General features: G+C 66.5%; 23 protein-coding genes. 15 read left to right on the top strand and 8 right to left on the bottom strand.

What is annotated here, in order from left to right; translation table 11 throughout:
- Positions 1 to 633 carry a LabA-like NYN domain-containing protein gene (locus ACFFJ6_RS21840; protein WP_054162815.1) on the bottom strand — a complete coding sequence of 211 codons (633 nt, stop codon included), beginning with the start codon at positions 631 to 633 and terminating at the stop codon, positions 1 to 3.
- Between the two features lie 340 nt (positions 634 to 973).
- Between ACFFJ6_RS21840 and rpoZ the strand changes: the two genes are divergently transcribed.
- The 10 genes from rpoZ to recO all read left to right on the top strand — a co-directional run bounded on the left by rpoZ (position 974) and on the right by recO (position 9514).
- A complete protein-coding gene (gene rpoZ, locus ACFFJ6_RS21835; protein ID WP_054162816.1) occupies positions 974 to 1366 on the top strand; it encodes a DNA-directed RNA polymerase subunit omega in 393 nt (130 codons plus the stop codon).
- A gap of 270 nt (positions 1367 to 1636) precedes the next feature.
- Positions 1637 to 3895 (top strand): RelA/SpoT family protein, encoded by a 2259-nt coding sequence (locus ACFFJ6_RS21830; RefSeq protein WP_378392263.1) that lies wholly within the window; start codon positions 1637 to 1639, stop codon positions 3893 to 3895.
- 44 nt (positions 3896 to 3939) lie between these two features.
- Positions 3940 to 4704 carry a pyridoxine 5'-phosphate synthase gene (locus ACFFJ6_RS21825; protein WP_378391775.1) on the top strand — a complete coding sequence of 255 codons (765 nt, stop codon included), beginning with the start codon at positions 3940 to 3942 and terminating at the stop codon, positions 4702 to 4704.
- Positions 4701 to 5120, top strand: a complete 420-nt coding sequence (gene acpS, locus ACFFJ6_RS21820) for a holo-ACP synthase (RefSeq protein WP_378391773.1) — start codon at positions 4701 to 4703, stop codon at positions 5118 to 5120. The genes ACFFJ6_RS21825 and acpS overlap by 4 nt, the downstream gene beginning before the upstream one ends.
- A 252-nt stretch (positions 5121 to 5372) precedes the next feature.
- The gene (gene lepB, locus ACFFJ6_RS21815) at positions 5373 to 6131 is read left to right on the top strand and encodes a signal peptidase I (protein ID WP_054162820.1); all 759 of its coding nucleotides are present in this window, start codon (positions 5373 to 5375) and stop codon (positions 6129 to 6131) included.
- Positions 6128 to 6946 (top strand): ribonuclease III, encoded by an 819-nt coding sequence (gene rnc / locus ACFFJ6_RS21810; protein WP_378391770.1) that lies wholly within the window; start codon positions 6128 to 6130, stop codon positions 6944 to 6946. Before lepB ends, rnc begins: the two co-directional genes overlap by 4 nt.
- Positions 6939 to 7862 carry a GTPase Era gene (era, locus tag ACFFJ6_RS21805; protein WP_378391768.1) on the top strand — a complete coding sequence of 308 codons (924 nt, stop codon included), beginning with the start codon at positions 6939 to 6941 and terminating at the stop codon, positions 7860 to 7862. The genes rnc and era overlap by 8 nt, the downstream gene beginning before the upstream one ends.
- Positions 7859 to 8254, top strand: a complete 396-nt coding sequence (locus ACFFJ6_RS21800; RefSeq protein WP_378391766.1) for a hypothetical protein — start codon at positions 7859 to 7861, stop codon at positions 8252 to 8254. The genes era and ACFFJ6_RS21800 overlap by 4 nt, the downstream gene beginning before the upstream one ends.
- 187 nt (positions 8255 to 8441) lie before the next feature.
- Complete coding sequence (locus ACFFJ6_RS21795) at positions 8442 to 8717, top strand: hypothetical protein (RefSeq protein ID WP_378391764.1); 276 nt, start codon at positions 8442 to 8444, stop codon at positions 8715 to 8717.
- A gap of 50 nt (positions 8718 to 8767) precedes the next feature.
- On the top strand, positions 8768 to 9514 hold the full coding sequence (gene recO / locus ACFFJ6_RS21790; protein WP_378391762.1) for a DNA repair protein RecO: 747 nt from the start codon (positions 8768 to 8770) through the stop codon (positions 9512 to 9514).
- Between the two features lie 14 nt (positions 9515 to 9528).
- On the opposite strand, the gene ACFFJ6_RS21785 is transcribed toward recO, so the two are convergent.
- Positions 9529 to 10173, bottom strand: a complete 645-nt coding sequence (locus tag ACFFJ6_RS21785) for a glutathione S-transferase family protein (RefSeq protein ID WP_378391760.1) — start codon at positions 10171 to 10173, stop codon at positions 9529 to 9531.
- A 125-nt stretch (positions 10174 to 10298) separates the two neighbouring features.
- Here ACFFJ6_RS21785 and ACFFJ6_RS21780 point away from each other — a divergent pair, with 125 nt between their 5' ends.
- Positions 10299 to 10895 carry a TetR/AcrR family transcriptional regulator gene (locus tag ACFFJ6_RS21780; RefSeq protein WP_378391758.1) on the top strand — a complete coding sequence of 199 codons (597 nt, stop codon included), beginning with the start codon at positions 10299 to 10301 and terminating at the stop codon, positions 10893 to 10895.
- Between the two features lie 63 nt (positions 10896 to 10958).
- Here the strand turns inward: ACFFJ6_RS21780 and ACFFJ6_RS21775 are convergent, their stop codons facing one another.
- Positions 10959 to 11828 carry an SDR family oxidoreductase gene (locus tag ACFFJ6_RS21775; RefSeq protein WP_378391756.1) on the bottom strand — a complete coding sequence of 290 codons (870 nt, stop codon included), beginning with the start codon at positions 11826 to 11828 and terminating at the stop codon, positions 10959 to 10961.
- 81 nt (positions 11829 to 11909) lie between these two features.
- On the opposite strand from ACFFJ6_RS21775, the gene ACFFJ6_RS21770 reads away from it, so the two are divergent.
- Both ACFFJ6_RS21770 and parC read left to right on the top strand, forming a co-directional pair.
- The gene (locus ACFFJ6_RS21770) at positions 11910 to 12407 is read left to right on the top strand and encodes a winged helix-turn-helix transcriptional regulator (RefSeq protein ID WP_378391754.1); all 498 of its coding nucleotides are present in this window, start codon (positions 11910 to 11912) and stop codon (positions 12405 to 12407) included.
- Positions 12408 to 12416: 9 nt separating this feature from the next.
- On the top strand, positions 12417 to 14678 hold the full coding sequence (gene parC / locus ACFFJ6_RS21765) for a DNA topoisomerase IV subunit A (protein WP_378391752.1): 2262 nt from the start codon (positions 12417 to 12419) through the stop codon (positions 14676 to 14678).
- Between the two features lie 18 nt (positions 14679 to 14696).
- On the opposite strand, the gene ACFFJ6_RS21760 is transcribed toward parC, so the two are convergent.
- Positions 14697 to 15950 (bottom strand): MFS transporter, encoded by a 1254-nt coding sequence (locus ACFFJ6_RS21760; RefSeq protein ID WP_378391750.1) that lies wholly within the window; start codon positions 15948 to 15950, stop codon positions 14697 to 14699.
- 120 nt (positions 15951 to 16070) lie between these two features.
- Positions 16071 to 16262: a hypothetical protein gene (locus ACFFJ6_RS21755; RefSeq protein ID WP_378391748.1), complete on the bottom strand. Its 192-nt coding sequence runs from the start codon at positions 16260 to 16262 to the stop codon at positions 16071 to 16073.
- A gap of 234 nt (positions 16263 to 16496) precedes the next feature.
- Here ACFFJ6_RS21755 and ACFFJ6_RS21750 point away from each other — a divergent pair, with 234 nt between their 5' ends.
- The gene (locus tag ACFFJ6_RS21750) at positions 16497 to 17870 is read left to right on the top strand and encodes an Nramp family divalent metal transporter (RefSeq protein ID WP_378391746.1); all 1374 of its coding nucleotides are present in this window, start codon (positions 16497 to 16499) and stop codon (positions 17868 to 17870) included.
- Between the two features lie 168 nt (positions 17871 to 18038).
- On the opposite strand, the gene ACFFJ6_RS21745 is transcribed toward ACFFJ6_RS21750, so the two are convergent.
- The 3 genes from ACFFJ6_RS21745 to hemB all read right to left on the bottom strand — a co-directional run bounded on the left by ACFFJ6_RS21745 (position 18039) and on the right by hemB (position 20743).
- Entirely contained in the window at positions 18039 to 18812 is a 774-nt protein-coding gene (locus tag ACFFJ6_RS21745; protein ID WP_378391744.1) for an arginyltransferase, read from the bottom strand.
- Between the two features lie 74 nt (positions 18813 to 18886).
- Positions 18887 to 19456 carry an RDD family protein gene (locus ACFFJ6_RS21740; RefSeq protein ID WP_378391742.1) on the bottom strand — a complete coding sequence of 190 codons (570 nt, stop codon included), beginning with the start codon at positions 19454 to 19456 and terminating at the stop codon, positions 18887 to 18889.
- A 234-nt stretch (positions 19457 to 19690) separates the two neighbouring features.
- A complete protein-coding gene (gene hemB / locus ACFFJ6_RS21735) occupies positions 19691 to 20743 on the bottom strand; it encodes a porphobilinogen synthase (RefSeq protein WP_378391740.1) in 1053 nt (350 codons plus the stop codon).
- A 190-nt stretch (positions 20744 to 20933) separates the two neighbouring features.
- Between hemB and ACFFJ6_RS21730 the strand changes: the two genes are divergently transcribed.
- Positions 20934 to 21404: a DUF6163 family protein gene (locus ACFFJ6_RS21730; protein ID WP_054162833.1), complete on the top strand. Its 471-nt coding sequence runs from the start codon at positions 20934 to 20936 to the stop codon at positions 21402 to 21404.
- The last annotated feature ends 42 nt before the right edge of the window (positions 21405 to 21446 follow it).

Raw genomic sequence — 21446 nt, 5'->3', positions numbered from 1 at the left:
TCAGTCTTCGAAATCGTCGTCTCCGCCCCGCGGCGCCATCGCGGCCGAGCGCTGCAGGAACTGCGGCGCGTGGTGACGCGGTTCGCGCGGCGGCGGGCGGTCGGCCGGGTCGCGGCCGATTTTCGACTGCAGCTCGACCAGGTCGGTGAAGATATCGGCCTGCCGGCGCAGTTCGTCGGCGATCATCGGCGGCTGGCTGGAGATCGTCGAAATCACCGTGACGCGGACGCCGCGGCGCTGGACGGCCTCGACCAGCGAGCGGAAATCGCCGTCACCGGAGAACAGCACCATCTGGTCGATGTGCTCGGCCAGCTCCATGGCATCGACCGCGAGCTCGATGTCCATGTTGCCCTTGACCTTGCGGCGGCCGGAGGCGTCGATGAATTCCTTGGTCGCCTTGGTGACCACGGTGTAGCCATTGTAGTCGAGCCAGTCGATCAAAGGACGGATCGACGAATATTCCTGATCTTCGATGATGGCGGTGTAGTAAAAGGCCCGGACCAGCGTCCCGCGCCCCTGGAATTCCTTGAGCAGGCGTTTGTAATCGATATCGAAGCCAAGCGTTTTTGCAGTCGCATAAAGGTTGGCGCCATCGATGAAGAGCGCGATTTTATTGCTCGCAGAGGTGGACATCCAGATCTCTCGTGTTCGTCGTTAGAGCTTTTGGCGCGGCAGAAAACCGCGCGTGAAAGGCAAAATTTCACGAATAGCCGTCGGCATTGGCTGCCGGCACAATCTTCAACCGCACGAAGCGTTGGCCGGTATTCTATACTTTTCTTTCTGAAAAGAAGCCTTTTGTTGTCGGACCCGTGTTCGTCCCAGTAGATGGTGCGCCCCATCGCCGGACAAAAAGGTCATTATCAGAGTGACAGGATACGGCCAAATGACAAATTGGTTCTTGCGCATCCCTCCACTGACCTATACCTACCCGCTATAACCCGCAATTTGGTCCTTTTGAACGGAGCGACTGGCGATGGCGCGCGTCACCGTGGAAGATTGTATTGATAAGGTCGACAACCGGTTCGACCTGGTGCTGCTGGCGGCTCACCGTGCGCGGATGATCTCGTCCGGCTCGCAGCTCACAATCGACCGTGACAACGACAAGAATCCCGTTGTTTCGCTTCGAGAAATCGCTGAGCAGACGATCTCGCCCGAAGACCTCAAGGAAGAGCTGGTGCACTCGCTGCAGAAGTTCGTCGAGGTCGACGAGCCGGAGCAGGATACGGTTCCGCTGATCGGTTCTGCCGGCGCCAGCGTCGATGCCGACGATACCGAGGTCGCCCTGGAGCGGATGACCGAGGAAGAGCTGCTCAAGGGTCTCGAGGGCCTCGCCCCGCCGGAAGAGCAGCCCGAAGAAGACGAATAGGGGCGTTCCCCCGTCCTCGATGTCCCAATTCTGCACACGGCTCGGATCGCTCCGGGCCGTTTGTTTTTTCGCGGTGTTCACAATGCCTTGCCCTCGATCAAACCTCGGTCGGCATGGCAGCTTTTCCTGATCGTCTATCTTCCCATCGGGTTAAAACGCTTTACTGTTGTGCAAGCGGATTTCCAGAAGATCTGAAGGGCACGAGCGGTGCTTGGCGCGCCGCGATCGAGGTTTGCAGCTAAGGCGTCAGGGCGCCGCATGTCGAGGCAGATGGAAGCGATGGCCGATTCGGCAGCACCGGCGGTGACGGCGCCAACCCCCGCTGCGAAGCCGCGCGCGCCCCGGGCCCGGATGATGCGGCAATACGACCTGGTGGAGCGGGTCCGCTCGTATAATCCCGACACCGACGAGGACATGCTCAACCGGGCGTATGTGTACGCCATGAAGGCGCATGGCGAGCAGACCCGTGCGTCGGGCGATCCGTATTTCTCGCATCCGCTCGAAGTCGCGGCGATTCTCACCAACCTCAAGCTCGACGACGCCACCATCGTGGCGGCGCTGCTGCACGACACGATCGAGGACACCGAGGCGACCCGGACCGAGATCGACAAGCTGTTCGGTCACGAGATCGGCGCGCTGGTCGAGGGCCTGACCAAGCTGAAGCGGCTCGAACTGGTGTCGCGCGAGGCCAAGCAGGCCGAGAACCTGCGCAAGCTGCTGCTGGCGATCTCCAACGACGTCCGCGTGCTGCTGATCAAGCTGGCCGACCGGCTGCACAACATGCGCACGCTGGACTTCGTGCCGCCGGCGTCGCGCCAGCGCATCGCCGAGGAGACGCTCGACATCTACGCGCCGCTCGCAGGCCGCATGGGCATGCAGGAGATGCGCGAGGAGCTCGAGGACCTGTCGTTCCGCACGCTGGATCCCGAGGCCTTCGCGGTGGTGATGCAGCGCCTCGACGCGCTGGCCGAGCGCAACCGCAATCTGATCGGCGAGATCGAAACCCAGCTTTCCGCCAACCTCGCCAAGAACGGCCTCACCGCCGAGGTGACCGGCCGGCGCAAGCGGCCGTTCTCGATCTGGACCAAGATGGAGCGCAAGTCGGTCGGCTTCGAGCAACTCTCGGATATCTACGGCTTTCGCGTCGTGCTCGACGACATTCCGTCCTGCTACCGGGCGCTCGGCGTGGTGCACACCACCTGGCCGATGGTGCCGGGGCGGTTCAAGGACTACATCTCGACGCCGAAGCAGAACGACTATCGCTCGCTGCACACCACGGTGATCGGCCCCGGCCAGCAGCGCGTCGAGCTGCAATTCCGCACCCACGACATGAACCAGATCGCCGAATACGGCATCGCCGCCCACGCCTTCTACAAGGACGGCGTCGGTTCGCCGACCGAACTGCTGAACCGCGAGTCCAACGCCTTCGCCTGGCTGCGCCACACCATCGAGATGCTGTCGGAGGCGCAGAACCCGGAAGAATTCCTCGAGCACACCAAGCTCGAGCTGTTCCACGACCAGGTGTTCTGCTTCACGCCGAAGGGCAAGCTGATCGCGCTGCCGCGTGCCGCCAATGTCATCGACTTCGCCTATGCGGTGCATACCGACGTTGGTAACAGCGCGGTCGGCTGCAAGATCAACGGCAAGTTCGCGCCGCTGTCGTCGGAGCTGCAGAACGGCGACGAAGTCGAGGTGCTGACGTCGAGCGTGCAGTCAGCGCCGCCGGCGGCGTGGGAGTCGCTGGCGCGGACCGGCAAGGCGCGAGCGGCGATCCGCCGGGCGACGCGCGCCGCGATGCGCGATCAGTATGCGGGCCTCGGCCGCCGCATCGTCGAGCGCCTGTTCGCGCGCGCCAAGATCGAATACGCGGACGACAAGCTGAAGGGCGCGCTGCCGCGACTGGCGCGGGCCTCGATCGAGGACGTGATGGCCTCGGTCGGACGCGGCGAGATGAAAGCGTCGGACGTCGCCCGTGCGATGTATCCGGACTACAAGGAAGAACGGACCGCGCGGTTCGGCGGCAAGAAGCCGGAAAAGCCGGGCGTGAAGCCGACGCCCGAGGCCGGCAAGGTCGGCCCGGCCGTTCCGATCGGCGGCATCCATTCGGGTCTTCCGGTGAAGTTCGCGCCGAACGGCGGCGCGGTGCCGGGCGATCGCATCGTCGGCATCGTCTCGCCGGGCGAGGGCATCACCATCTACCCGATCCATTCGCCGGCCTTGAAGGAATTCGAGGAAGAGCCGGAGCGCTGGCTCGACGTCAAATGGGATATCGACGAGACCACGCCGCAGCGTTTCCCGGCGCGGCTGTTCGTGCAGAACGTCAACGAGCCCGGCAGCCTCGCGCAGATCGCCAGCGTGATCGCCGAGCACGACGGCAACATCGACAACATCAACATGAGCCGGCGCTCGCCGGACTTCACCGAACTCACCATCGATCTCGAGGTCTATGACCTCAAGCATCTCAGCGCCATCATCGCCCAGCTTCGCGCCAAGGCAGTGGTGGCCCATGTCGAGCGCGTCAACGGATGACGGCGTTCGGCCCGCTCTTTCGTCGCTAGTCCCGCAGGTCCCCCATGCCAAACGCCTCTCCGCTGCGTCTCGGAGTCAACATCGATCACGTCGCCACGGTTCGTAACGCGCGCGGCGGTCGCCATCCCGATCCGGTGCGCGCGGCGCTGATGGCGATCGAGGCCGGCGCCGACGGCATCACGGCGCATCTGCGCGAAGACCGCCGCCATATCCGCGACAACGACATGGAGCGGCTGAAGGCGGAGATCTCCAGGCCGCTCAATTTCGAGATGGCGGCGACGCCCGACATGGTGCGGATCGCGCTCGGCGTGAAGCCGCACGCGGTGTGCCTGGTGCCGGAGCGCCGCGAGGAGCTGACCACCGAAGGCGGCCTCGACGTCGTCGGCCAGCGCGAGTCGCTGGCGCCGTCGATCGCCCGCTTCAACGACGCGGGCGTCCGGGTGTCGCTGTTCATCGCGGCCGATCCGGCGCAGATCGAAATGGCCGCCAAGCTGAAGGCGCCGGCGATCGAACTGCATACCGGCGCCTGGTGCGACGCGATTACCGACGACGAGCCCGCCAAGGCGGCGGAGGAGTGGCGGCGGATCGTGGCCGGGGCCGCGCTGGCGCGGTCGGCCGGACTCGAAGTCCACGCGGGCCACGGTCTCGACTACGCCACGGCCGAAACCATCTCGGCGCTGCCGCAGATCGTGGAACTCAACATCGGCTTCTACATGATCGGGGAGGCGCTGTTCGTCGGCCTTTCCGAAACCGTGAAGGCGATGCGCGCCGCGATGGATCGCGGCCGGGCCAAGGTCGCGGCCGCATGATCATCGGCATCGGCTCCGACCTGATCGACATCACCCGCATCGCCAAGGTGATCGAGCGCCACGGCGAGCGCTTCACCGACCGGATCTTCACCGAGACCGAGCGGGCGCGGGCGGCCCGGCGCGACCAGCAGCCGAAACTGGTGGCCGCCACCTATGCCAAGCGGTTCGCCGCCAAGGAGGCCTGTTCCAAGGCGCTGGGAACCGGGATCCGCCAGGGCGTGTGGTGGCGCGACATGGGCGTGGTCAATCAGCGGGGCGGGCGCCCCACCATGGTGCTGACGGGCGGCGCCAAGGCCCGGCTCGACGCCCTGACTCCGGCCGGCATGACCGCGCAGATCGACCTGTCGATCACCGACGAATGGCCGCTGGCGCAGGCCTTCGTGGTCATCTCGGCCGTCCCCAGAATTCCGGCCTGATCCTGCCGCAGGCCGGCGTCCGGCGCAGAACCCCCTGATTCGTCATAGGATTAGTGAGTTTTGACCGGACAGTTGATTGCACGCTCCGCGACAACGGTTTACAACCGCGCGGAACCCTCGGCGGGTCGAGTCTACGGTGAGGGAGTCCGGTTCCGGCCCCCGCCGCCAAGCAGTTTCTCATCGCGGAGCGGGTCGCTTCACCTGAGAACTATCGTCCACCGCGCAGCGACCGCGACGGCAATCGGGAAAGCGATGAGCGTGACATCCGGTACGAAATCTGAAGGCGGCATCGGCGAGACGATCCGCGTCGTCATCCATGCCCTCATCATCGCCCTGGTGATCCGCACCTTCCTGTTTCAGCCGTTCAACATCCCGTCCGGCTCGATGAAGGCGACGCTGCTGGTCGGCGACTATCTGTTCGTCTCGAAATACTCCTACGGCTACAGCCACTACTCGATCCCGTTGTCGCCGCCGATCTTCTCCGGGCGGATCTTCGGCTCCGATCCGAACCGCGGCGACGTCGTGGTGTTCCGGCTGCCGAAGGACGACTCCACCGACTACATCAAGCGGGTGATCGGACTGCCGGGCGACCGCATCCAGATGCGCGAGGGCCGGCTCTACATCAACGACAACCCGGTGCAGCGCGAGCGGCTCGACGACTATGTCGGCGAAGACCCCTGCGGCTCCGAGGCGACCGCGCGCGTCAAGCGCTGGAAGGAAACGCTGCCGAACGGCGTCAGCTACGACACGCTGGATTGCGTCGATAACGGCTTCTACGACAACACCAACGTTTACACCGTTCCGCCCGGGCATTTCTTCATGATGGGCGACAACCGCGACAACTCCACCGACAGCCGCGTGCTGTCGGCCGTCGGTTACGTGCCTTACGAAAACATCATCGGCCGCGCGCAGATGATCTTCTTCTCGATCGCCGAAGGCGAGCACGCCTGGCAGATCTGGCGCTGGCCGACCGCCGTGCGCTGGGGCCGCATCTTTACGATCGTGCGATGACAGAGGACGTAACCATCGACAGCCCGCCGACTGCCAGCGATCCGACTGCGCCGACGCCGCCGGCAGCAGCCGAGGCGCCGGCCGGCCGCAAGCGCCGCAGCAAGGCGAAGTCGAAGGCGACGGCGGTCGCGATCGAGCAGCGGATCGGCCACAGCTTCGCCGACCCGTCGCTGCTCAACACCGCGCTCACGCATGTGTCCGCGCTGAAATCCGCGCGCAACCGCGCCGACAGCTATCAGCGGCTCGAATTTCTCGGCGACCACGTGCTCGGCCTCGTGGTGTCCGACATGCTGTATCGCGCGTTTCCGAATGCGGACGAGGGCGAATTGTCGAAGCGGCTCGCCGATCTGGTTCGCAAGGAAACCTGCGCCGACGTCGCGCGCAGCCTCGATCTCGACGAAGGCATCCGGCTCGGTACGGTCGGCGCGGGCGCCGGCGCGCGGCTGCGCAAATCCGTGCTGGGCGACATCTGCGAGGCGGTGATCGGCGCCGTGTATCTCGACGGCGGCTATCCGGCCGCGGCCGACTTCGTGCAGCGCAACTGGACCGAGCGGATGAAGAAGCCGGCGCGCTCGCTGCGCGATCCGAAGACCGTGTTGCAGGAGTGGGCGCAGGGCAAGGGCCTGCCGACGCCGGTGTATCGCGAGGTCGAGCGCACCGGCCCGCATCACGATCCGCAATTCCGCGTCGCCGTCAGCCTGCCGGGTCTCGAGGACGCCGAAGGCGTCGGCGGCAGCAAGCGCGCGGCCGAGAAGGTCGCGGCCTCGGTGATGCTCGCGCGCGAAGGCGTCAGTGGCGGCAACAACGATGTCTGAACCGATCGAGACGCCTGAAGCGACCAGCCGCTGCGGCTTCGTCGCGCTGATCGGCGCGCCCAATGTCGGCAAATCGACGCTGGTCAATGCGCTGGTCGGCTCCAAGGTCACTATCGTGTCGCGCAAGGTGCAGACCACGCGCGCGCTGATCCGCGGCATCGTGGTCGAGGGCAGCTCGCAGATCATCCTGGTCGACACCCCCGGCATCTTCGCGCCGAAGCGCCGGCTGGATCGCGCGATGGTCAGGACCGCCTGGAGCGGCGCGCACGACGCCGATCTCGTCTGCGTGCTGCTCGACGCCCGCGCCGGGATCGACGAGCAGGCCGAGGCGATCTTCGACAATCTGAAGAACGTCGCGCGCCCCAAGCTGCTGGTGCTGAACAAGATCGATCTGGTGCCGCGCGAGAAACTGCTCGGGCTGGCGCAGCAGGCCAACGAAAAGCTGGCGTTCGAGCGCACCTTCATGATCTCGGCGCTGTCCGGCGACGGCGTCGATGATCTGCGCCGCGTGCTGGCCGAGAAGGTGCCGCCGGGTCCGTTCCACTATCCCGAAGATCAGATGTCCGATGCGCCGCTGCGGCATCTCGCGGCGGAGATCACCCGCGAGAAGATCTTCCGCAAGCTGCACCAGGAACTGCCGTATCAGTCGACGGTCGAGACCGACGTCTGGACCGAACGCAAGGACGGCTCGGTGCGGATCGAGCAGACGATCTTCGTGGAGCGCGAAAGCCAGCGCAAGATCGTGCTCGGCAAGGGCGGCGCCACCATCAAGGCGATCGGCGCCGATGCCCGCCGGGAAATCGGCGAAATCCTCGAACAGAAGGTCCATCTGTTCCTGTTCGTGAAGGTGCGGGAGGACTGGGAGAACGACCCGGACCGCTACCGCGAGATGGGCCTGGAGTTTCCCAAGGAATGACCGACGCCACACCGAGCGTCCCGCGCAACGTGTACTGGTTCGAAGTGTTGCTGCTGGCTTCGCTGACGCTCGATTGCATCTCCGTGGCGTTCCAGGACCGCACCATGGACGCCGACATGTCGGCGAGCGTCGTCGCCGCCGCCAACACCATCGCGGCCGGGCTGATCATCCTGCTGACCTATCTGGTCTGGCTCGCCGCCCACGGCCGCAAGAAGTGGGCGCGCGCGGTGCTGACCGCGTCGCTGGCGTTTTCGGTGGTGTCCCTGCTGCAGATCATCAGCGCCAGCGGCATCGAGCCCGGCCTGTGGATCGACATCGCGTCCTGCGCGCTGACCGGCGTAGGCATCTATCTGTCCTACACCGGCGACGCCCGCGGCTGGTTCACCGGGTAGCATTGTCGAGTTCCGGCCGCAGCCTTCGGCCGCGATCAGACCTGCAACGCCGGCGCTTGGTCGCGAATATGTGAGCAGTGGTGCCCGACTGCAGGTTCAGATCGCTCCTACATGTTTCCTGCTGAATTTTCGGCGTGCAAAGCCCGGTAATCTCCGGCACGGCGCGTCCGATCCAACGGAGACAACCATGACGGCAGGGAAGACGCTGGTCGCGACGGCAGTGCTGGCGATCATCACGGCCACATCTGCGTCGGCGCAGGAGCCCGCAGCCTTCCAGTCCATGTATCCGAACCGGGACGTTCTGAACGGCGGCGCGCTGACGCCGGCGGGCCGGATGGGACTGGAAGAGGCCGGGGGCGCCGTGTCCTCACCCCGAGCCTCTTCCGGCGCCGTCGCGCCGCTCGCGGCTCCCCAACCGGTATCGCCGGCGCGACGTCGGTCATATCGTCATCCCCGAAACTAAGGTTGGCTCGGCCGCTGCGCCGACCGACGAAATCCTGTAGCGTCGCCGCTATGGAATGGAGCGACGAGGGCATCATTCTCGGGGTTCGGCGGCACGGCGAGGCCGCCGCGATCGTCGAGTTGCTGACGCGCGAGCACGGCCGGCATCTCGGCATGGTGCGCGGCGGTGCCTCGTCGCGAATGCGGCCGCTGCTGCAGCCCGGCAACAGCGTGCTGGCGGTGTGGCGGGCGCGGCTCGACGAGCATCTCGGCTACTACCAGCTCGAAGGCACGCGGCTGCGTGCCGCGACGATGCTGGCGTCGTCGCATGCGGTCTATGGCGTGACGCATCTGGCGTCGCTCGCCCGGCTGCTGCCGGAACGCGATCCGCATGAAGAGATCTACGAGATGCTGGAGCGCACGCTCGACGATTTCGATGACGTCGGCGAGGCCGCCGCGCACCTGATCCGCTTCGAGCTGGCGATGCTGGCCGAGCTCGGTTTCGGGCTCGACCTGTCGACCTGCGCCGCGACCGGGACGACGACCGACCTGATCTATGTCTCGCCGAAATCCGGCGGGGCGGTGTCGCGCACCGCCGGCGAGCCGTGGCGCGACAAGCTGCTGCGGCTCCCGGCCTTCCTGCGCGACGCGGAGGGCGCGGACGGCTGGTCCGGTCAGGACCTGCGCGACGGCTTCGACCTGACCGGCCGCTTCCTGCTGCGCAACGTGCTGGAGCCGCGCGGGCAGGGGCATTCGGATGCCCGCGACGGGTTCATCAACGCGGTGGCGAGAGCGCTGGCGCGGGTCGCGATCCCTTGAACGAGGTCCGTCGATCAAACGTAGCGTGGCAGCCGCCGGCCCGGCAGCAGATCGTAGGGCGCGCGCCAGCCCGGCAGGGCCGCCAACCGGTCGAGCCAGGCACGCACCGCTGGGTGGCTGGCGGCGAGATCGAAGCCGGTTTCGTCTTCCGGGAACGACAGATAGGCCATTATCGAGATGTCGGCGATCGTCGGGCTGTCGCCGGCCGCGAAGGCGCGCTCGCGCAGATGCGAGTCCAGGATCGTCAGGTAGTCGTCGATCCGCCTGCGGAAATACGCGAGCACCTCGGTGTTGGCCGATGGCATGAAGGTGCGGGCGAAGCGGTAGGTCGCGACGTAGCTGCTGAGCTTGTGGTTGTCCCAGAACAGCCAGCGCATCACCTCGAATTTTTCGTCCGCGGTGGCGCCGCCGAACCGGCCGTAGCGCTCGGCGAGTTGCAGCAGGATCGGCGCGGTCTGCGTCAATCGTACGCCGTCTTCCTCAAGCACCGGGATCTCGCCCATTGCATTGACTTGCGCGCGCCATTCCGGCGTCCGGGTGACGCCGCTGCCGAAGTCGGTCCAGACCGGCTCGAAACTCTGTCCACACAGTGTTAGCATCAATGCGAGCTTGTAGCTGTTTCCGGATTCGGGAAAGTAGTGCAGGCGGTAGGTCGGCATTCGGCCTCCTTGCGCTTCGCGGCGCGGGTCGGACAGGCTGCGTTTACACATCGAGAACAATATTTCGGTAGAACAGAACAAATGTTCGGTCAATGACGATCGCACGGTTTGCCGATATTGGCGGCATGAGCATGATCGAAGCGGACGACACCAACGATCGCGAGCGTCCTCTGATGGAGGCCACGTTGCGGCTGATCGGGCGCAGCGGTCTCAAGGCGGTGACGCACAGGGCGGTGGCGACCGAAACCGGCATGTCGCTCGGCGCGATCACGCATCATTTCGGCACACGCGATCTGCTGGTCGATGCCGCGTTGAGCTTCGCGCTGAGGCGCGAGGTCAAGCGGCTGCGCGCGCTGGCGCTGAGCTTGCAGACCGATGCGCTGGATGTGGACGCCTGGATCGATGCGCTGGTCGGCTGGTACGCCAAGGAGCTCGATTCCGAGGCCGATCTTCACATCGCCTGCTACGAGGCGTTTCTGGCGGCAGCCCGCGACGATCGCTATCGGCCGATCGTCGCCGAATGGTACGAAACCTGGCGGCGCAGCGCCGAACTGGCGCTGACCGCGGCGGGCTCGCGCGCGCCGCGGCTGCATGCGGAGATCTTCGTGGCGGCGCTGGTCGGCATCGTGCTGCAGCAGCTCGCGGCTCCGCGCCGAAGCTTCAAGAAGGAGACGCGGGCTGCCTTGTCCGAACTGGTGCGCGGGCTGATCGGAAAGCGCTGATGAGCCTGTGCCCGGACGGCGCCAAGCGCCGATCCGGGTGGCTCCTCGCAATGAAGAAGGCTCTTAAGCCTTCAGCGCCGCCGCGATCGTCTCGGCGAGCGGTGTGGTCGGGCGGCCGATCAGGCGACCGAGTTCACCGCTGGCGTCGTTCAGCGCGCCCTTGGCGGCGCCGGCGTCGGAGTCAGCCAGCAGCGCGGCGAACGGCTTGGGCAGGCCGGCGCCGATGAGCGCGGCCTCATAGTCCGCTTGCGGCAGGTTCTGATACACCACGGTCTTGCCGCTCTGCCGGCTCAGCTCGGCGACGAACTCCGTCAGCGTGTAGGCGGCGTCGCCAGCCAGCTCGTAGACGTGGCCGGCCTGCGGCACGTCAGCGGTCAACACCTTCACGGCGGCTTCGGCGTAGTCGGCGCGGGCCGCCGAGGCGATCCGGCCGTCGCCGGCGCTGCCGAGCAGCGCGCCGTGCCCCAGCGCCGCCGGGATCGAGGCCGCATAGTTCTCGGTGTACCAGCCGTTGCGGAGCAGGGCGTGCGGCACGCCGGACGCCTTCAGCGCCGCTTCGGTCTGGCGATGCTCTTCGGCCAGACCGAGCGGCGAGGTGTCGGCGTGCAGCAGGCTGGTGTAGGCCAGCAGCGAGACGCCGGCCTGTTTGGCGGCCTCGATGGCGTTGCGGTGCTGGGCGGTGCGCTGTCCGATCTCGCTGGACGAGATCAGCAGCGCGCGGTCGACGCCGGCGAATGCGGCCGTCAGCGTCTCGGGGCGACCGTAGTCGCCGGTGTGGACGTGCAGGCCCCGGGCGGCGAACTCCGCCGCGGCCTTGTCGCTGCGAACCAGCACGCCGATCTGGGAGGCGGCCACGGTCTTGAGCAGGCCGTCGATGACCAGCCGGCCAAGCTGGCCGCTGGCACCGGTGACGAGAAAGCGGGAGGCGGACATCGGGAGCTCCTGGATGGTTTTGATTTGAGAGTAGGTCTATAATGGAGACCTTCTAGACCGTCCGTAAGGAGGCAGTTTTCGGTGACAAGGTTACCTGCACAGAACCTGGCGACCGCCGCCCACCGCGCCACGTTGGCCGACCGCTATGCGGCGTGGCGCGCGCTCGGCTTCGACGCCGCGCGGTGCCCGGTGCGTAACGTGCTCGACCATCTGGGCAGCAAATGGAGCACGCTGCTGCTTATCGCGTTGGCTGAAAAGCCGATGCGATTCAACGCATTGTTGCGGGATGTTCCAGACATTTCGAGGCGGATGCTGACGCAGACGCTGCGCGACCTGGAGCGCGACGGGCTGGTGTCGCGACAGGTGTTTCCGACCAAGCCGCCGAGTGTCGAATACCGGCTGTCGGCCATGGGCGAGTCCGTGCTCGGACCGCTGACGGCGCTGGTCGGCTGGGCCGAGCAGCATTTCCCGGACATCGAGCAGGCGCGGGCGCGGTTCGACGGCGGCGCGGCCGGTTCCGCGGCCCTGGAAGGCCCAAACGACAGGGTTGCGCTTGCTCCCGTCCCGGTCCGGGGATAACCCCTCGCCATGGGAAAAAGATTGATTCCGCCGGAGCCGGCCGAGATCCACGAGGTGCAGCTTCGCGATGCGCTCGAAGAGCGCTACCTCGCTTATGCGCTCTCGACCATCATGCATCGCGCCTTGCCGGACGCCCGCGACGGGCTGAAGCCGGTGCATCGCCGCATTCTCTACGGCATGCGGCTGCTGCGGCTCGACCCCGGCACACCGTTCAAGAAATCCGCCAAGATCGTCGGCGACGTGATGGGCTCGTTCCATCCGCATGGCGACCAGTCGATCTACGACGCGCTGGTGCGCCTCGCGCAGGACTTCTCGTCGCGCTATCCGCTGGTCGATGGCCAGGGCAATTTCGGCAATATCGACGGCGATAACCCGGCCGCCTATCGCTACACCGAAGCGCGCATGACCGATGTCGCGCGCCTCTTGCTCGAAGGCATCGACGAGGACGGCGTCGCTTTCCGACCGAACTACGACGGCCAGGCCAAGGAGCCGGTGGTGTTGCCCGGCGGCTTCCCGAATCTGCTCGCCAACGGCGCGCAGGGCATCGCGGTCGGCATGGCCACCGCGATCCCGCCGCACAATGCCGCCGAGCTGTGCGACGCCGCGCTGCATCTGATCGAGAAGCCCGACGCCAAGTCGAAGGCGCTGCTGCGCTTCGTCAAGGGACCCGATTTCCCGACCGGCGGCATCATCATCGACTCCAAGGAAAGCATCGCCGAGGCCTACACCACCGGCCGCGGGGCGTTCCGCACCCGCGCCAAGTGGACCCAGGAAGAGGGCGTGCGCGGCACCTGGAGCGTGGTGGTCACCGAGATCCCGTGGCTGGTGCAGAAGTCGCGGCTGATCGAGAAGATCGCCGAGCTGCTCAACGACAAGAAGCTGCCGCTGGTCGGCGACATCCGCGACGAGTCCGCCGAGGACGTGCGCATCGTCATCGAGCCGAAGTCGCGCGCGGTCGATCCGGCGCTGATGATGGAGTCGCTGTTCCGTCTGACCGAGTTGGAGAGCCGGATTCCGCTGAACCTCAACGTACTGGTCGGCGGCCGAATCCCCAAGGTGCTCGGCCTCGCCGAATGCCTGCGCGAATGGCTCGACCATTTGCGCGACGTGCTGCTGCGTCGCTCGAACTATCGCAAAACGCAGATCGAGCATCGGCTCGAGGTGCTCGGCGGTTACCTGATCGCGTACCTCAACATCGACGAGGTGATCAGGATCATCCGCACCGAGGACGAGCCCAAGCCGGTGCTGATGAAGACCTTCGACCTGACGGAAATTCAGGCCGAAGCGATCCTCAACATGCGGCTGCGCAGCTTGCGCAAGCTCGAAGAGTTCGAGATCAAGAAGGAAGACAAGGAGCTTCGTGCCGAACTGAAGGGCATCAACGCAGTCCTGAAGTCCGAGACCGAGCAGTGGGCCAAGGTCGGCGAGCAGGTCCGCAAGGTCCGCGAGATGTTCGGGCCGAAGACGCCGCTCGGCAAGCGCCGCACCCAGTTCGCCGACGCGCCCGAGCACGATCTCGCCGCGATCGAGGAAGCCTTCGTCGAGCGCGAGCCGGTCACGGTGGTGATCTCCGACAAGGGCTGGGTGCGCACGCTGAAGGGTCACGTCGAGGATCTGTCGGGCCTGAACTTCAAGCAGGACGACAAGCTCGGCCAGTCGTTCTTCGCCGAGACCACCTCGAAGCTGCTGCTGCTGGCAACCAACGGCCGGTTCTACGCGCTCGATGTCGCCAAGCTGCCGGGCGGCCGCGGTCATGGCGAGCCGATCCGCATGTTCATCGACATGGAGCAGGACGCGGCGATCGTCACCGTGTTCGTGCACAAGGGCGGCCGCAAATTCCTGATCGCCAGCCATGACGGGCAGGGCTTCGTCGTCAATGAGGACGAGTGCGTCGGCTCGACCCGCAAGGGCAAGCAGATCCTCAACGTCGACATGCCGAACGAGGCGCGGGCGCTGACGGTGGTCGGCGAAGGCGCCGATCAGGTCGCGGTGATCGGCGACAACCGCAAGATGCTGATCTTCCCGCTCGACCAGGTGCCGGAGATGACGCGCGGCCGCGGCGTGCGGCTGCAGAAGTACAAGGACGGCGGGCTGTCCGACATCGTCGCCTTCGTGGCCAAGGAAGGTCTGTCCTGGCGCGACTCCGCAGGCCGCGAGTTCAGCGCCACGCTCAAGGAGCTGGCCGAATGGCGCGGCAACCGCGCCGACGCCGGCCGGCTGCCGCCCAAGGGCTTCCCGAAGTCGAACAAGTTCGGCCGCGGCATCGAGTAAGTCCGGCGTGCGGCTCGCTCAGGCCGCCGCTTGCGCCATCATATCCGGTTGTCGCCGCAGGGCGACGACCGGCGATGCAAGGATCACCAGCGCCTGCAGGGCGAAGCCGGCGGCGGCGACATACAGGCAAGGCTCGGCGCCGAATGTGCCGCCAACCAGGGCGGCGATCGCCGAGCCCAGCGGCCGGGCGCCGTAGCTCAGAATGTTGATCGCCGAAACGCGGCCGAGCAGATGGGCCGGCGTCACCGCCTGACGCAGCGTGGTGGTCGAGATCACCCACAGGATCGGACCCGCTCCCATCACGAAGAAGCTCAGCCCGGCCAGCGCGCCGACCGGCAGGTAGATCGTCGCCACCATCAGCAGCGAGGCCGCGAAGCCGGAGACTGGCCCGAGCGCGACCACCACGCCGAACGGCAGCCGCCGCATCGCGCGCGTCGCCAGCAGCGCGCCGACGATCATGCCGACGCCGTACATCGCCAGCGTCAGGCCGATGCCGACCGCGCTGAGCTGCAGGTGGCCGACGCCGTAGGGAATGAACACGCCCATCAGGGCGAACGACGCCGTGCCGAAGATGAGCTGGGTCACGAACACTGGGCGTAGCAAGGGATGGCACGCGACGAACGCCGCGCCGTCTTTCAATTCCTGCCAGGGATGTCGCTTGGGCGGCGCGTACCGTATCGGCTCGGCAATTCGTGCCAGCAGCAGCACGGCCGCGAGCGACAGCGCCGCGGCGATGCCGAAGGCCGATGCGCCGCCGATCCATCCGACCAGCGCGCCGCCGAGCGCGGGGCCGCCGGCGAAGGCGATGGTGCGCGCGAGTTCGATGCGGGAATTGGCTGCGGCGAGGTCGCTCTGACCGACCAGCGCGGGCACCAGCGCCGGCGCGGCCACGCTGTAGGCGACGGTGCCGCACACGCTGGCAAAACCGAGTAGTGCCATCCACCACAGCGTCAGGCCGCCGGTGACGAGCAGCAGCAGGATGCCCGTCAGCGCGAGGGCGCGGACCGCTTCGGCCACGACCATCAGCGTGCGGCGTGACATGCGATCGGCCAGCAGGCCGGCCGGGATCGCGAACAGCAGGAACGGCAGCGTCACCGCGGTCTGTAGCGCACCGGTGGCACCGGCATCGGCGTGGAGTAGCAGAACCGCGACGATCGGGGCTGCAGCCAGCGCGATCTGCTCAGCGGATTGCGCCGCCAGATTGGACCAGGCGAGACGATTGAAGGCCGCGGGCAGCCGCGTTGGGCGCCGCGTGTCGAGGACGTCGGTCATCGGGGGCTCGGAGGTGGGGAGGGGGCATCAACGCAACCTCACCCTAGGAAGCCGCCTGTCAGGCAGCCACCCGGTTTCCGATCCCCTCGATCGACAGCGCCGTCGAAGTTCCGGACGACGCTATTTGGCGGGCGTGCTCGCCGGCGGCGGCGCCAGGCCGGGATGGCGGTTCGGCTTCATGGTGCCGAGATAGAACGACGCGCCGCCCACCAGCACCACGCACAGGAAGTACACCACATAGGCCTGCGGGGGCCTGGTCGCCCACCGCAGCAGGCCGCCGAACGACAGGGACTGGTTGGACTGGTTCTGCATGGGCGGCGTTGTGCGCGAAATCACGTCCCAGGAAAAGCGGGAATCGGCAGAGGCGCCGTGCCAAGATGGCGGCGTGACGACCGGTGCCCAATCAACCGGCGTGCTCACTGAATTTGCAGCGCACAACCGAAATACCTCCGACGCCCAGCGAATCTGGGATCAAATGGAAAGGTACCCGGTTCTTGCTTTTGCAAATCAGTTGCAAGAAGGATCGAAATCATCCAGTCTGAGCACATGGACGCACGTACGCCTGGACCTCGCCCGGATCTGCCGCTCCAGCCCGAGGCTGGACCGGCGGGCTGGCGCTCTGCGCGCGGCGAGCCGTCGCTTGTGGGGATGTTCGGCTCCGTGCCGGCGCGGGCGAGCGGATCGTTCGGCCGCAAGCTGATCGCTTTCCTCGGGCCGGGCTATCTGGTCGCCGTCGGCTACATGGATCCCGGCAACTGGGCGACCTCGCTCGCGGGTGGTTCGAAGTTCGGCTACACGCTGCTCAGCATCGCGCTGATCTCCAACATCATGGCGATCATCCTGCAGTCGCTGTGCACGCGGCTCGGCGTCGGGGCCGGGCGCGATCTGGCGCAGGCCTGCCGCGACGCGTTTCCGCGCTGGGTGTCGTGGCCGCTGTGGCTGTCCGCGGAAATCGCCATCACGGCGACCGACCTCGCCGAAGTGATCGGCACCGCGATCGGCCTCAATCTGCTGTTCGGCATTCCGCTTGAGCTCGGCGTGCTGATCACCGCGGCTGATGTCTTCCTCGTCCTGGCGCTGCAGGCGTTCGGCTTCCGCTGGATCGAGGCCTTCGTGGTGGCGCTGCTCGGCGTCATCGCCGCCTGTTTCGCCATCCAGATCGCGATGGCGGATCCGGACTGGGGCGGGGTCATCCGCGGCTTTGCGCCGACCACCGAGATCTTCAAGAACAGCGAGATGCTGTATCTGGCGCTCGGCATCATCGGCGCCACGGTAATGCCGCATAATCTGTACCTGCATTCCGGCCTGGTGCAGACCCGCGGCTATCGCGACGACATCCCGTCCAAGCGCGAGGCGATCAAGCTCGCCACCGTCGACTCGACGCTGGCGCTGTGCCTGGCGCTGACCATCAACGCCTCGATCCTCATCCTCGCGGCGGCGACCTTCCACCACGCCGGCAAGACCGACGTCGCCGAACTCGATCAGGCCCACGCGTTCCTGGCGCCGCTGCTCGGCTCGACGCTGGCGCCGACGCTGTTCGGCATCGCGCTCTTGTGCTGCGGCCTCAACTCCACGATCACCGCGACGCTTGCGGGGCAGATCGTGATGGAGGGCTTCATCCAGTTCAAGATGGCGCCGTGGCTGCGCCGGATGATCACCCGGATGATTGCGATCGTGCCGGCGGTCGGCGTCACGATGTGGGCCGGCGAGAAGGCGACCGGGCAGTTGCTGATCCTCAGTCAGGTCGTGCTGAGTTTGCAGCTTCCCTTCGCGGTGGTGCCGCTGGTGATGTTCACCGCCAGCCGCGCCAAGATGGGCGTGTTCGTTGCCCCGCGCTGGCTCTCGGCATCGGCCGCGGTGATCGCATTCATCATCATCGCGCTGAACATGAAGCTGGTGTTCGACTTCGCGACCGGGTGATCGCGCAATCTACCCGCTGATACAGCGCCATCTGCACGGCGCGCCATCCTGAGGTGCTCGCCCGTCAGGGCGAGCCTCGAAGGATGGCCCACGCGTGCTTGCTACCCATCCTTCGAGGCTCGCTGCGCTCGCGCCTCAGGATGACGCCCAGACAATTGAGAGGTGATATCAGTCCTGCGGCTCGGGGTATTCGCCGGATGCGTCGATGCGGATCCAGCCGCTGGAGGCGAGGCGCTGTTGCGGCAAATAGCGGCCCTTGTAGTCCATCTTCTTGGAGCCTTCGATCCAGTAGCCGAGATAGACGTAGGGCAGGCCGAGGCGGCGGGCGCGGGCGATGTGATCGAGGATCATGAAGGTGCCGAGCGAACGGCTCTGCTCGCCGGGCTCGTAGAACGAGTAAACCATCGACAGCCCATCCCCCAGCACGTCGGTCAGCGCCGCGGCCATCAGGTCGCCGCCGCGGCCGGTGACGCCGGAGTCGACGGTGCGCTTGCGATACTCGATGATGCGGGTCTCGACGTGACTGTCCTCGACCATCATCGCGTAGTCCAGCACGGTCATGTCGGCCATGCCGCCGTTGCGATGGCGTTGGTCGAGATAGGCGCGGAACACCGAGTACTGTTCCGAGGTCGGCACCGGGTTGCGCTGCTCGCCGATGATGTCGGCGTTGCGGGCGAGGATCTTGCGCTGATTGCGCGACGGCCGGAATTCATTGGCGATCACCCGGACCGAGACGCAGGACCGGCACTGGTCGCAGGCGGGGCGGTAGGCGATCGACTGGCTGCGGCGGAAGCCGCCATGTGTGAGCAGATCGTTCAGCTCGCCGGCCTTGTTGCCGACCAGATGGGTGAACACCTTGCGCTCGTGCCGGCCCGGCAAATACGGGCACGGCGAGGGGGCCGTCAGATAGAACTGCGGGGTGTCGCGCGAGTGCTGAGTCACGTCGGTCCGTTCAATGTCCAACGCGGTCCAGCATCGCGCTCCGGCCGGCTCCGGTCAATCAGTTTGGCGACCCGTCACGGGCGGGCCGGCTCGGCGGCCAGCGCCGTGCTGTTGATAATCACGGTTCCGAGCACGATGTCGTGCAGCAGCCGGCGGCGGCCGTTGAACAGGCCGACCAGCAGCACCAGCGGCGACAGCGCCGAGACCGACAGCCAGAACAGGAAGGCGTGCACCGCGCCGAGCACGAAGTAGCCCGGCTCGCCGGTCCAGGTCACCAGCTCGATGCCCATCGCCCGCATGCCGAGCGTCGCCGAATGCGGTCCGCCGAGCGAGGCGCCGTAATAGACCAGCGCCCAGATCACCGAGGCGGGCGACACGATCCAGAACAGCGTCCAGCCGAGGCCCAGCGTGACCACGCCGAACACCGCGATGAAGACGCAGGCGAGAATCACCGGGATCGCCAGCACCACGACGTCGATCAGGAACGCGAAGACGCGCTTGGTCAGCACACCCTGGAACAGCTCCGGAGCGCGCCAGGGATCGAATGCCGCCGGCTGGTCGTAGCCGCCGCCGCGCGAGTCGCTGCTGCGCCAGCCCGAGCTCGGGCCGGACCCGCTCTGTCCGTTCGAACCATAGTCAGACATGACCCCGCTCCCAGCTTGCAAAATGGCGACGCGGTTCGACATGGCGACGGCACCGCCCCACCGCAAGGCTGCCGCGACATTACAAAGCGGCAATTGGCGGGGTGCGCGGCCAGGGCGCCAAAACGGAAATGGCCGGGACGAAGCCCGGCCATGACGCAGATTGATGAGGAGGTGAAGCGTTCGACGCGTCGGAGCCCGAAGCTGGTGTGCTTCGCGCCGGCTCGCTGCGGCGGCTCAGGTCAGCTTCTTCAGCTTTTCGGCCGCCTGCGGCGCGAAGTAGGTGAGGACGCCGTCGGCGCCGGCGCGCTTGAAGGCGAGCAGGCTTTCCAGCATCGCGCGGTCGCCGTCGAGCCAGCCATTGTTGGCGGCGGCAGCGATCATCGCGTACTCGCCCGACACCTGATAGGCGAAGGTCGGCACCGCGAAGGTTTCCTTCACGCGGCGGACGATGTCGAGATACGGCATGCCGGGCTTCACCATCACCATGTCGGCGCCCTCGGCGAGATCGAGCTCGACCTCGCGAATCGCCTCATCGGTGTTGGCCGGGTCCATCTGATAGGTGCGCTTGTCGCCGGTCAGCGCCTTGGCCGAGCCGATCGCGTCGCGGAACGGGCCGTAGAAAGCCGATGCGTACTTCGCCGCATAGGCCATGATCTGCACGTCGAGGAAGCCCGCCGCGTCGAGCGCCTCGCGGATCGCGCCGATGCGGCCGTCCATCATGTCCGAGGGCGCGATCACGTCGCAGCCGGCCTCGGCCTGCACCAGCGACTGTTTGACCAACACCGCGACGGTTTCGTCGTTGAGGATGCGGCCGTCCTGGATCAGGCCGTCATGGCCGTGGCTGGTGAAGGGATCGAGCGCGACGTCGCACAGCACGCCGAGTTCGGGGAACTCCTTCTTGATGGCGCGAACGGTGCGGCACACCAGATTGTCGGCGTTGGTCGCTTCCGTGCCTTCTTCGTCGCGCAGCGACGGCTCGGTGTAGGGAAACAGCGCGATGCAGGGAATGTCCAGCTTGGCGGCGCGTTCGGCGGCGCGCACCACCTGGTCGATGCTCAGGCGTTCGACGCCCGGCATCGAGTTGATCGGCGCGCGCTTGTTGTCGCCGTCGATCACGAACATCGGCCAGATCAGATCGTCGGTGGTCAGCACGTTTTCGCGGACCAGGCGGCGGGCCCACTCGGTCTTGCGATTGCGCCGCGGGCGCACGGTGAGGTCGAGCGACGGGGCGGACGGCCGGAGGGCGGGTTCGCGAACTTCGATAGGACGGCCGAATTTAATCGCCATTGTGCCAACTCTCCCTGCAGGCGTCCGGTTTGGAGCATCAAGCTAGCATTTTGACATTGCCGCGTCACTGCGCTGTTGATTTGGCGCAATCGCAGCGCAGCAAGCGCGATCACAGGCGATTGATTTTGCCGTCCCGGCGGGCCAAGACTCCCGCCGCACGCTGCATCGACCACCCCGGGCCAGGAGCCGCATGACCGAGATCCAACCCACGTCGCGCGAACAGCCGCCGCGAGATCCCGCGGTCGGAGTCGCCGCGATCGCGCCCGAGCGCGACGAGCAGCACGAGAACGACTGGACCCAGCGTCTGGTGCTGTTCCTGCGCGTGATGGCGGTGATCTCGATCTGCAAGGGACTTTATCACTGGGCGCAGATCACCGGCTTCATCGGCGGCGAGGACGACGCTTTCGAAGTTCAGTCGATGGCGTGGCAGACCGCGACCGTCTATTTCGCCGTGATCGAACTGGTCGCGGCGATCGGTCTGTGGCTGGCGACGCCGTGGGGCGCCGTCGTCTGGCTCACCACCGTCGTGTCGATGGCGGTGATCGAGCTGATGTTTCCGGCGATCTATGGCGGCAGCCTGCTGATCGTCTCGATCGAGGCGCTGCTGCTCGCGGCCTATCTGGCGCTCGCCTGGATGGCGGCGCGCGAACGGCCGCCATAGCCTGATCTCCTCCGCGACGCGCCGAAGGCCGCGCGGCCACTC

Origin of the sequence: Rhodopseudomonas telluris (assembly GCF_042432815.1) — a bacterium.
Lineage (GTDB): Bacteria > Pseudomonadota > Alphaproteobacteria > Rhizobiales > Xanthobacteraceae > Rhodopseudomonas > Rhodopseudomonas telluris.
The sequence above is the reverse complement of the archived record's forward strand: the minus strand, read 5'-3'. Positions and strand labels throughout refer to the sequence as shown.

What these genes read in the sequence shown, in the direction of transcription:
- ACFFJ6_RS21840 (WP_054162815.1), bottom strand. Translation starts at nt 633, where the DNA reads ATGTCCACCTCTGCGAGCAATAAAATCGCGCTCTTCATCGATGGCGCC.
- rpoZ (WP_054162816.1), top strand. Translation starts at nt 974, where the DNA reads ATGGCGCGCGTCACCGTGGAAGATTGTATTGATAAGGTCGACAACCGG.
- ACFFJ6_RS21830 (WP_378392263.1), top strand. Translation starts at nt 1,637, where the DNA reads ATGGAAGCGATGGCCGATTCGGCAGCACCGGCGGTGACGGCGCCAACC.
- ACFFJ6_RS21825 (WP_378391775.1), top strand. Translation starts at nt 3,940, where the DNA reads ATGCCAAACGCCTCTCCGCTGCGTCTCGGAGTCAACATCGATCACGTC.
- acpS (WP_378391773.1), top strand. Translation starts at nt 4,701, where the DNA reads ATGATCATCGGCATCGGCTCCGACCTGATCGACATCACCCGCATCGCC.
- lepB (WP_054162820.1), top strand. Translation starts at nt 5,373, where the DNA reads ATGAGCGTGACATCCGGTACGAAATCTGAAGGCGGCATCGGCGAGACG.
- rnc (WP_378391770.1), top strand. Translation starts at nt 6,128, where the DNA reads ATGACAGAGGACGTAACCATCGACAGCCCGCCGACTGCCAGCGATCCG.
- era (WP_378391768.1), top strand. Translation starts at nt 6,939, where the DNA reads ATGTCTGAACCGATCGAGACGCCTGAAGCGACCAGCCGCTGCGGCTTC.
- ACFFJ6_RS21800 (WP_378391766.1), top strand. Translation starts at nt 7,859, where the DNA reads ATGACCGACGCCACACCGAGCGTCCCGCGCAACGTGTACTGGTTCGAA.
- ACFFJ6_RS21795 (WP_378391764.1), top strand. Translation starts at nt 8,442, where the DNA reads ATGACGGCAGGGAAGACGCTGGTCGCGACGGCAGTGCTGGCGATCATC.
- recO (WP_378391762.1), top strand. Translation starts at nt 8,768, where the DNA reads ATGGAATGGAGCGACGAGGGCATCATTCTCGGGGTTCGGCGGCACGGC.
- ACFFJ6_RS21785 (WP_378391760.1), bottom strand. Translation starts at nt 10,173, where the DNA reads ATGCCGACCTACCGCCTGCACTACTTTCCCGAATCCGGAAACAGCTAC.
- ACFFJ6_RS21780 (WP_378391758.1), top strand. Translation starts at nt 10,299, where the DNA reads ATGAGCATGATCGAAGCGGACGACACCAACGATCGCGAGCGTCCTCTG.
- ACFFJ6_RS21775 (WP_378391756.1), bottom strand. Translation starts at nt 11,828, where the DNA reads ATGTCCGCCTCCCGCTTTCTCGTCACCGGTGCCAGCGGCCAGCTTGGC.
- parC (WP_378391752.1), top strand. Translation starts at nt 12,417, where the DNA reads ATGGGAAAAAGATTGATTCCGCCGGAGCCGGCCGAGATCCACGAGGTG.
- ACFFJ6_RS21760 (WP_378391750.1), bottom strand. Translation starts at nt 15,950, where the DNA reads ATGACCGACGTCCTCGACACGCGGCGCCCAACGCGGCTGCCCGCGGCC.
- ACFFJ6_RS21755 (WP_378391748.1), bottom strand. Translation starts at nt 16,262, where the DNA reads ATGCAGAACCAGTCCAACCAGTCCCTGTCGTTCGGCGGCCTGCTGCGG.
- ACFFJ6_RS21750 (WP_378391746.1), top strand. Translation starts at nt 16,497, where the DNA reads ATGGACGCACGTACGCCTGGACCTCGCCCGGATCTGCCGCTCCAGCCC.
- ACFFJ6_RS21740 (WP_378391742.1), bottom strand. Translation starts at nt 19,456, where the DNA reads ATGTCTGACTATGGTTCGAACGGACAGAGCGGGTCCGGCCCGAGCTCG.
- hemB (WP_378391740.1), bottom strand. Translation starts at nt 20,743, where the DNA reads ATGGCGATTAAATTCGGCCGTCCTATCGAAGTTCGCGAACCCGCCCTC.
- ACFFJ6_RS21730 (WP_054162833.1), top strand. Translation starts at nt 20,934, where the DNA reads ATGACCGAGATCCAACCCACGTCGCGCGAACAGCCGCCGCGAGATCCC.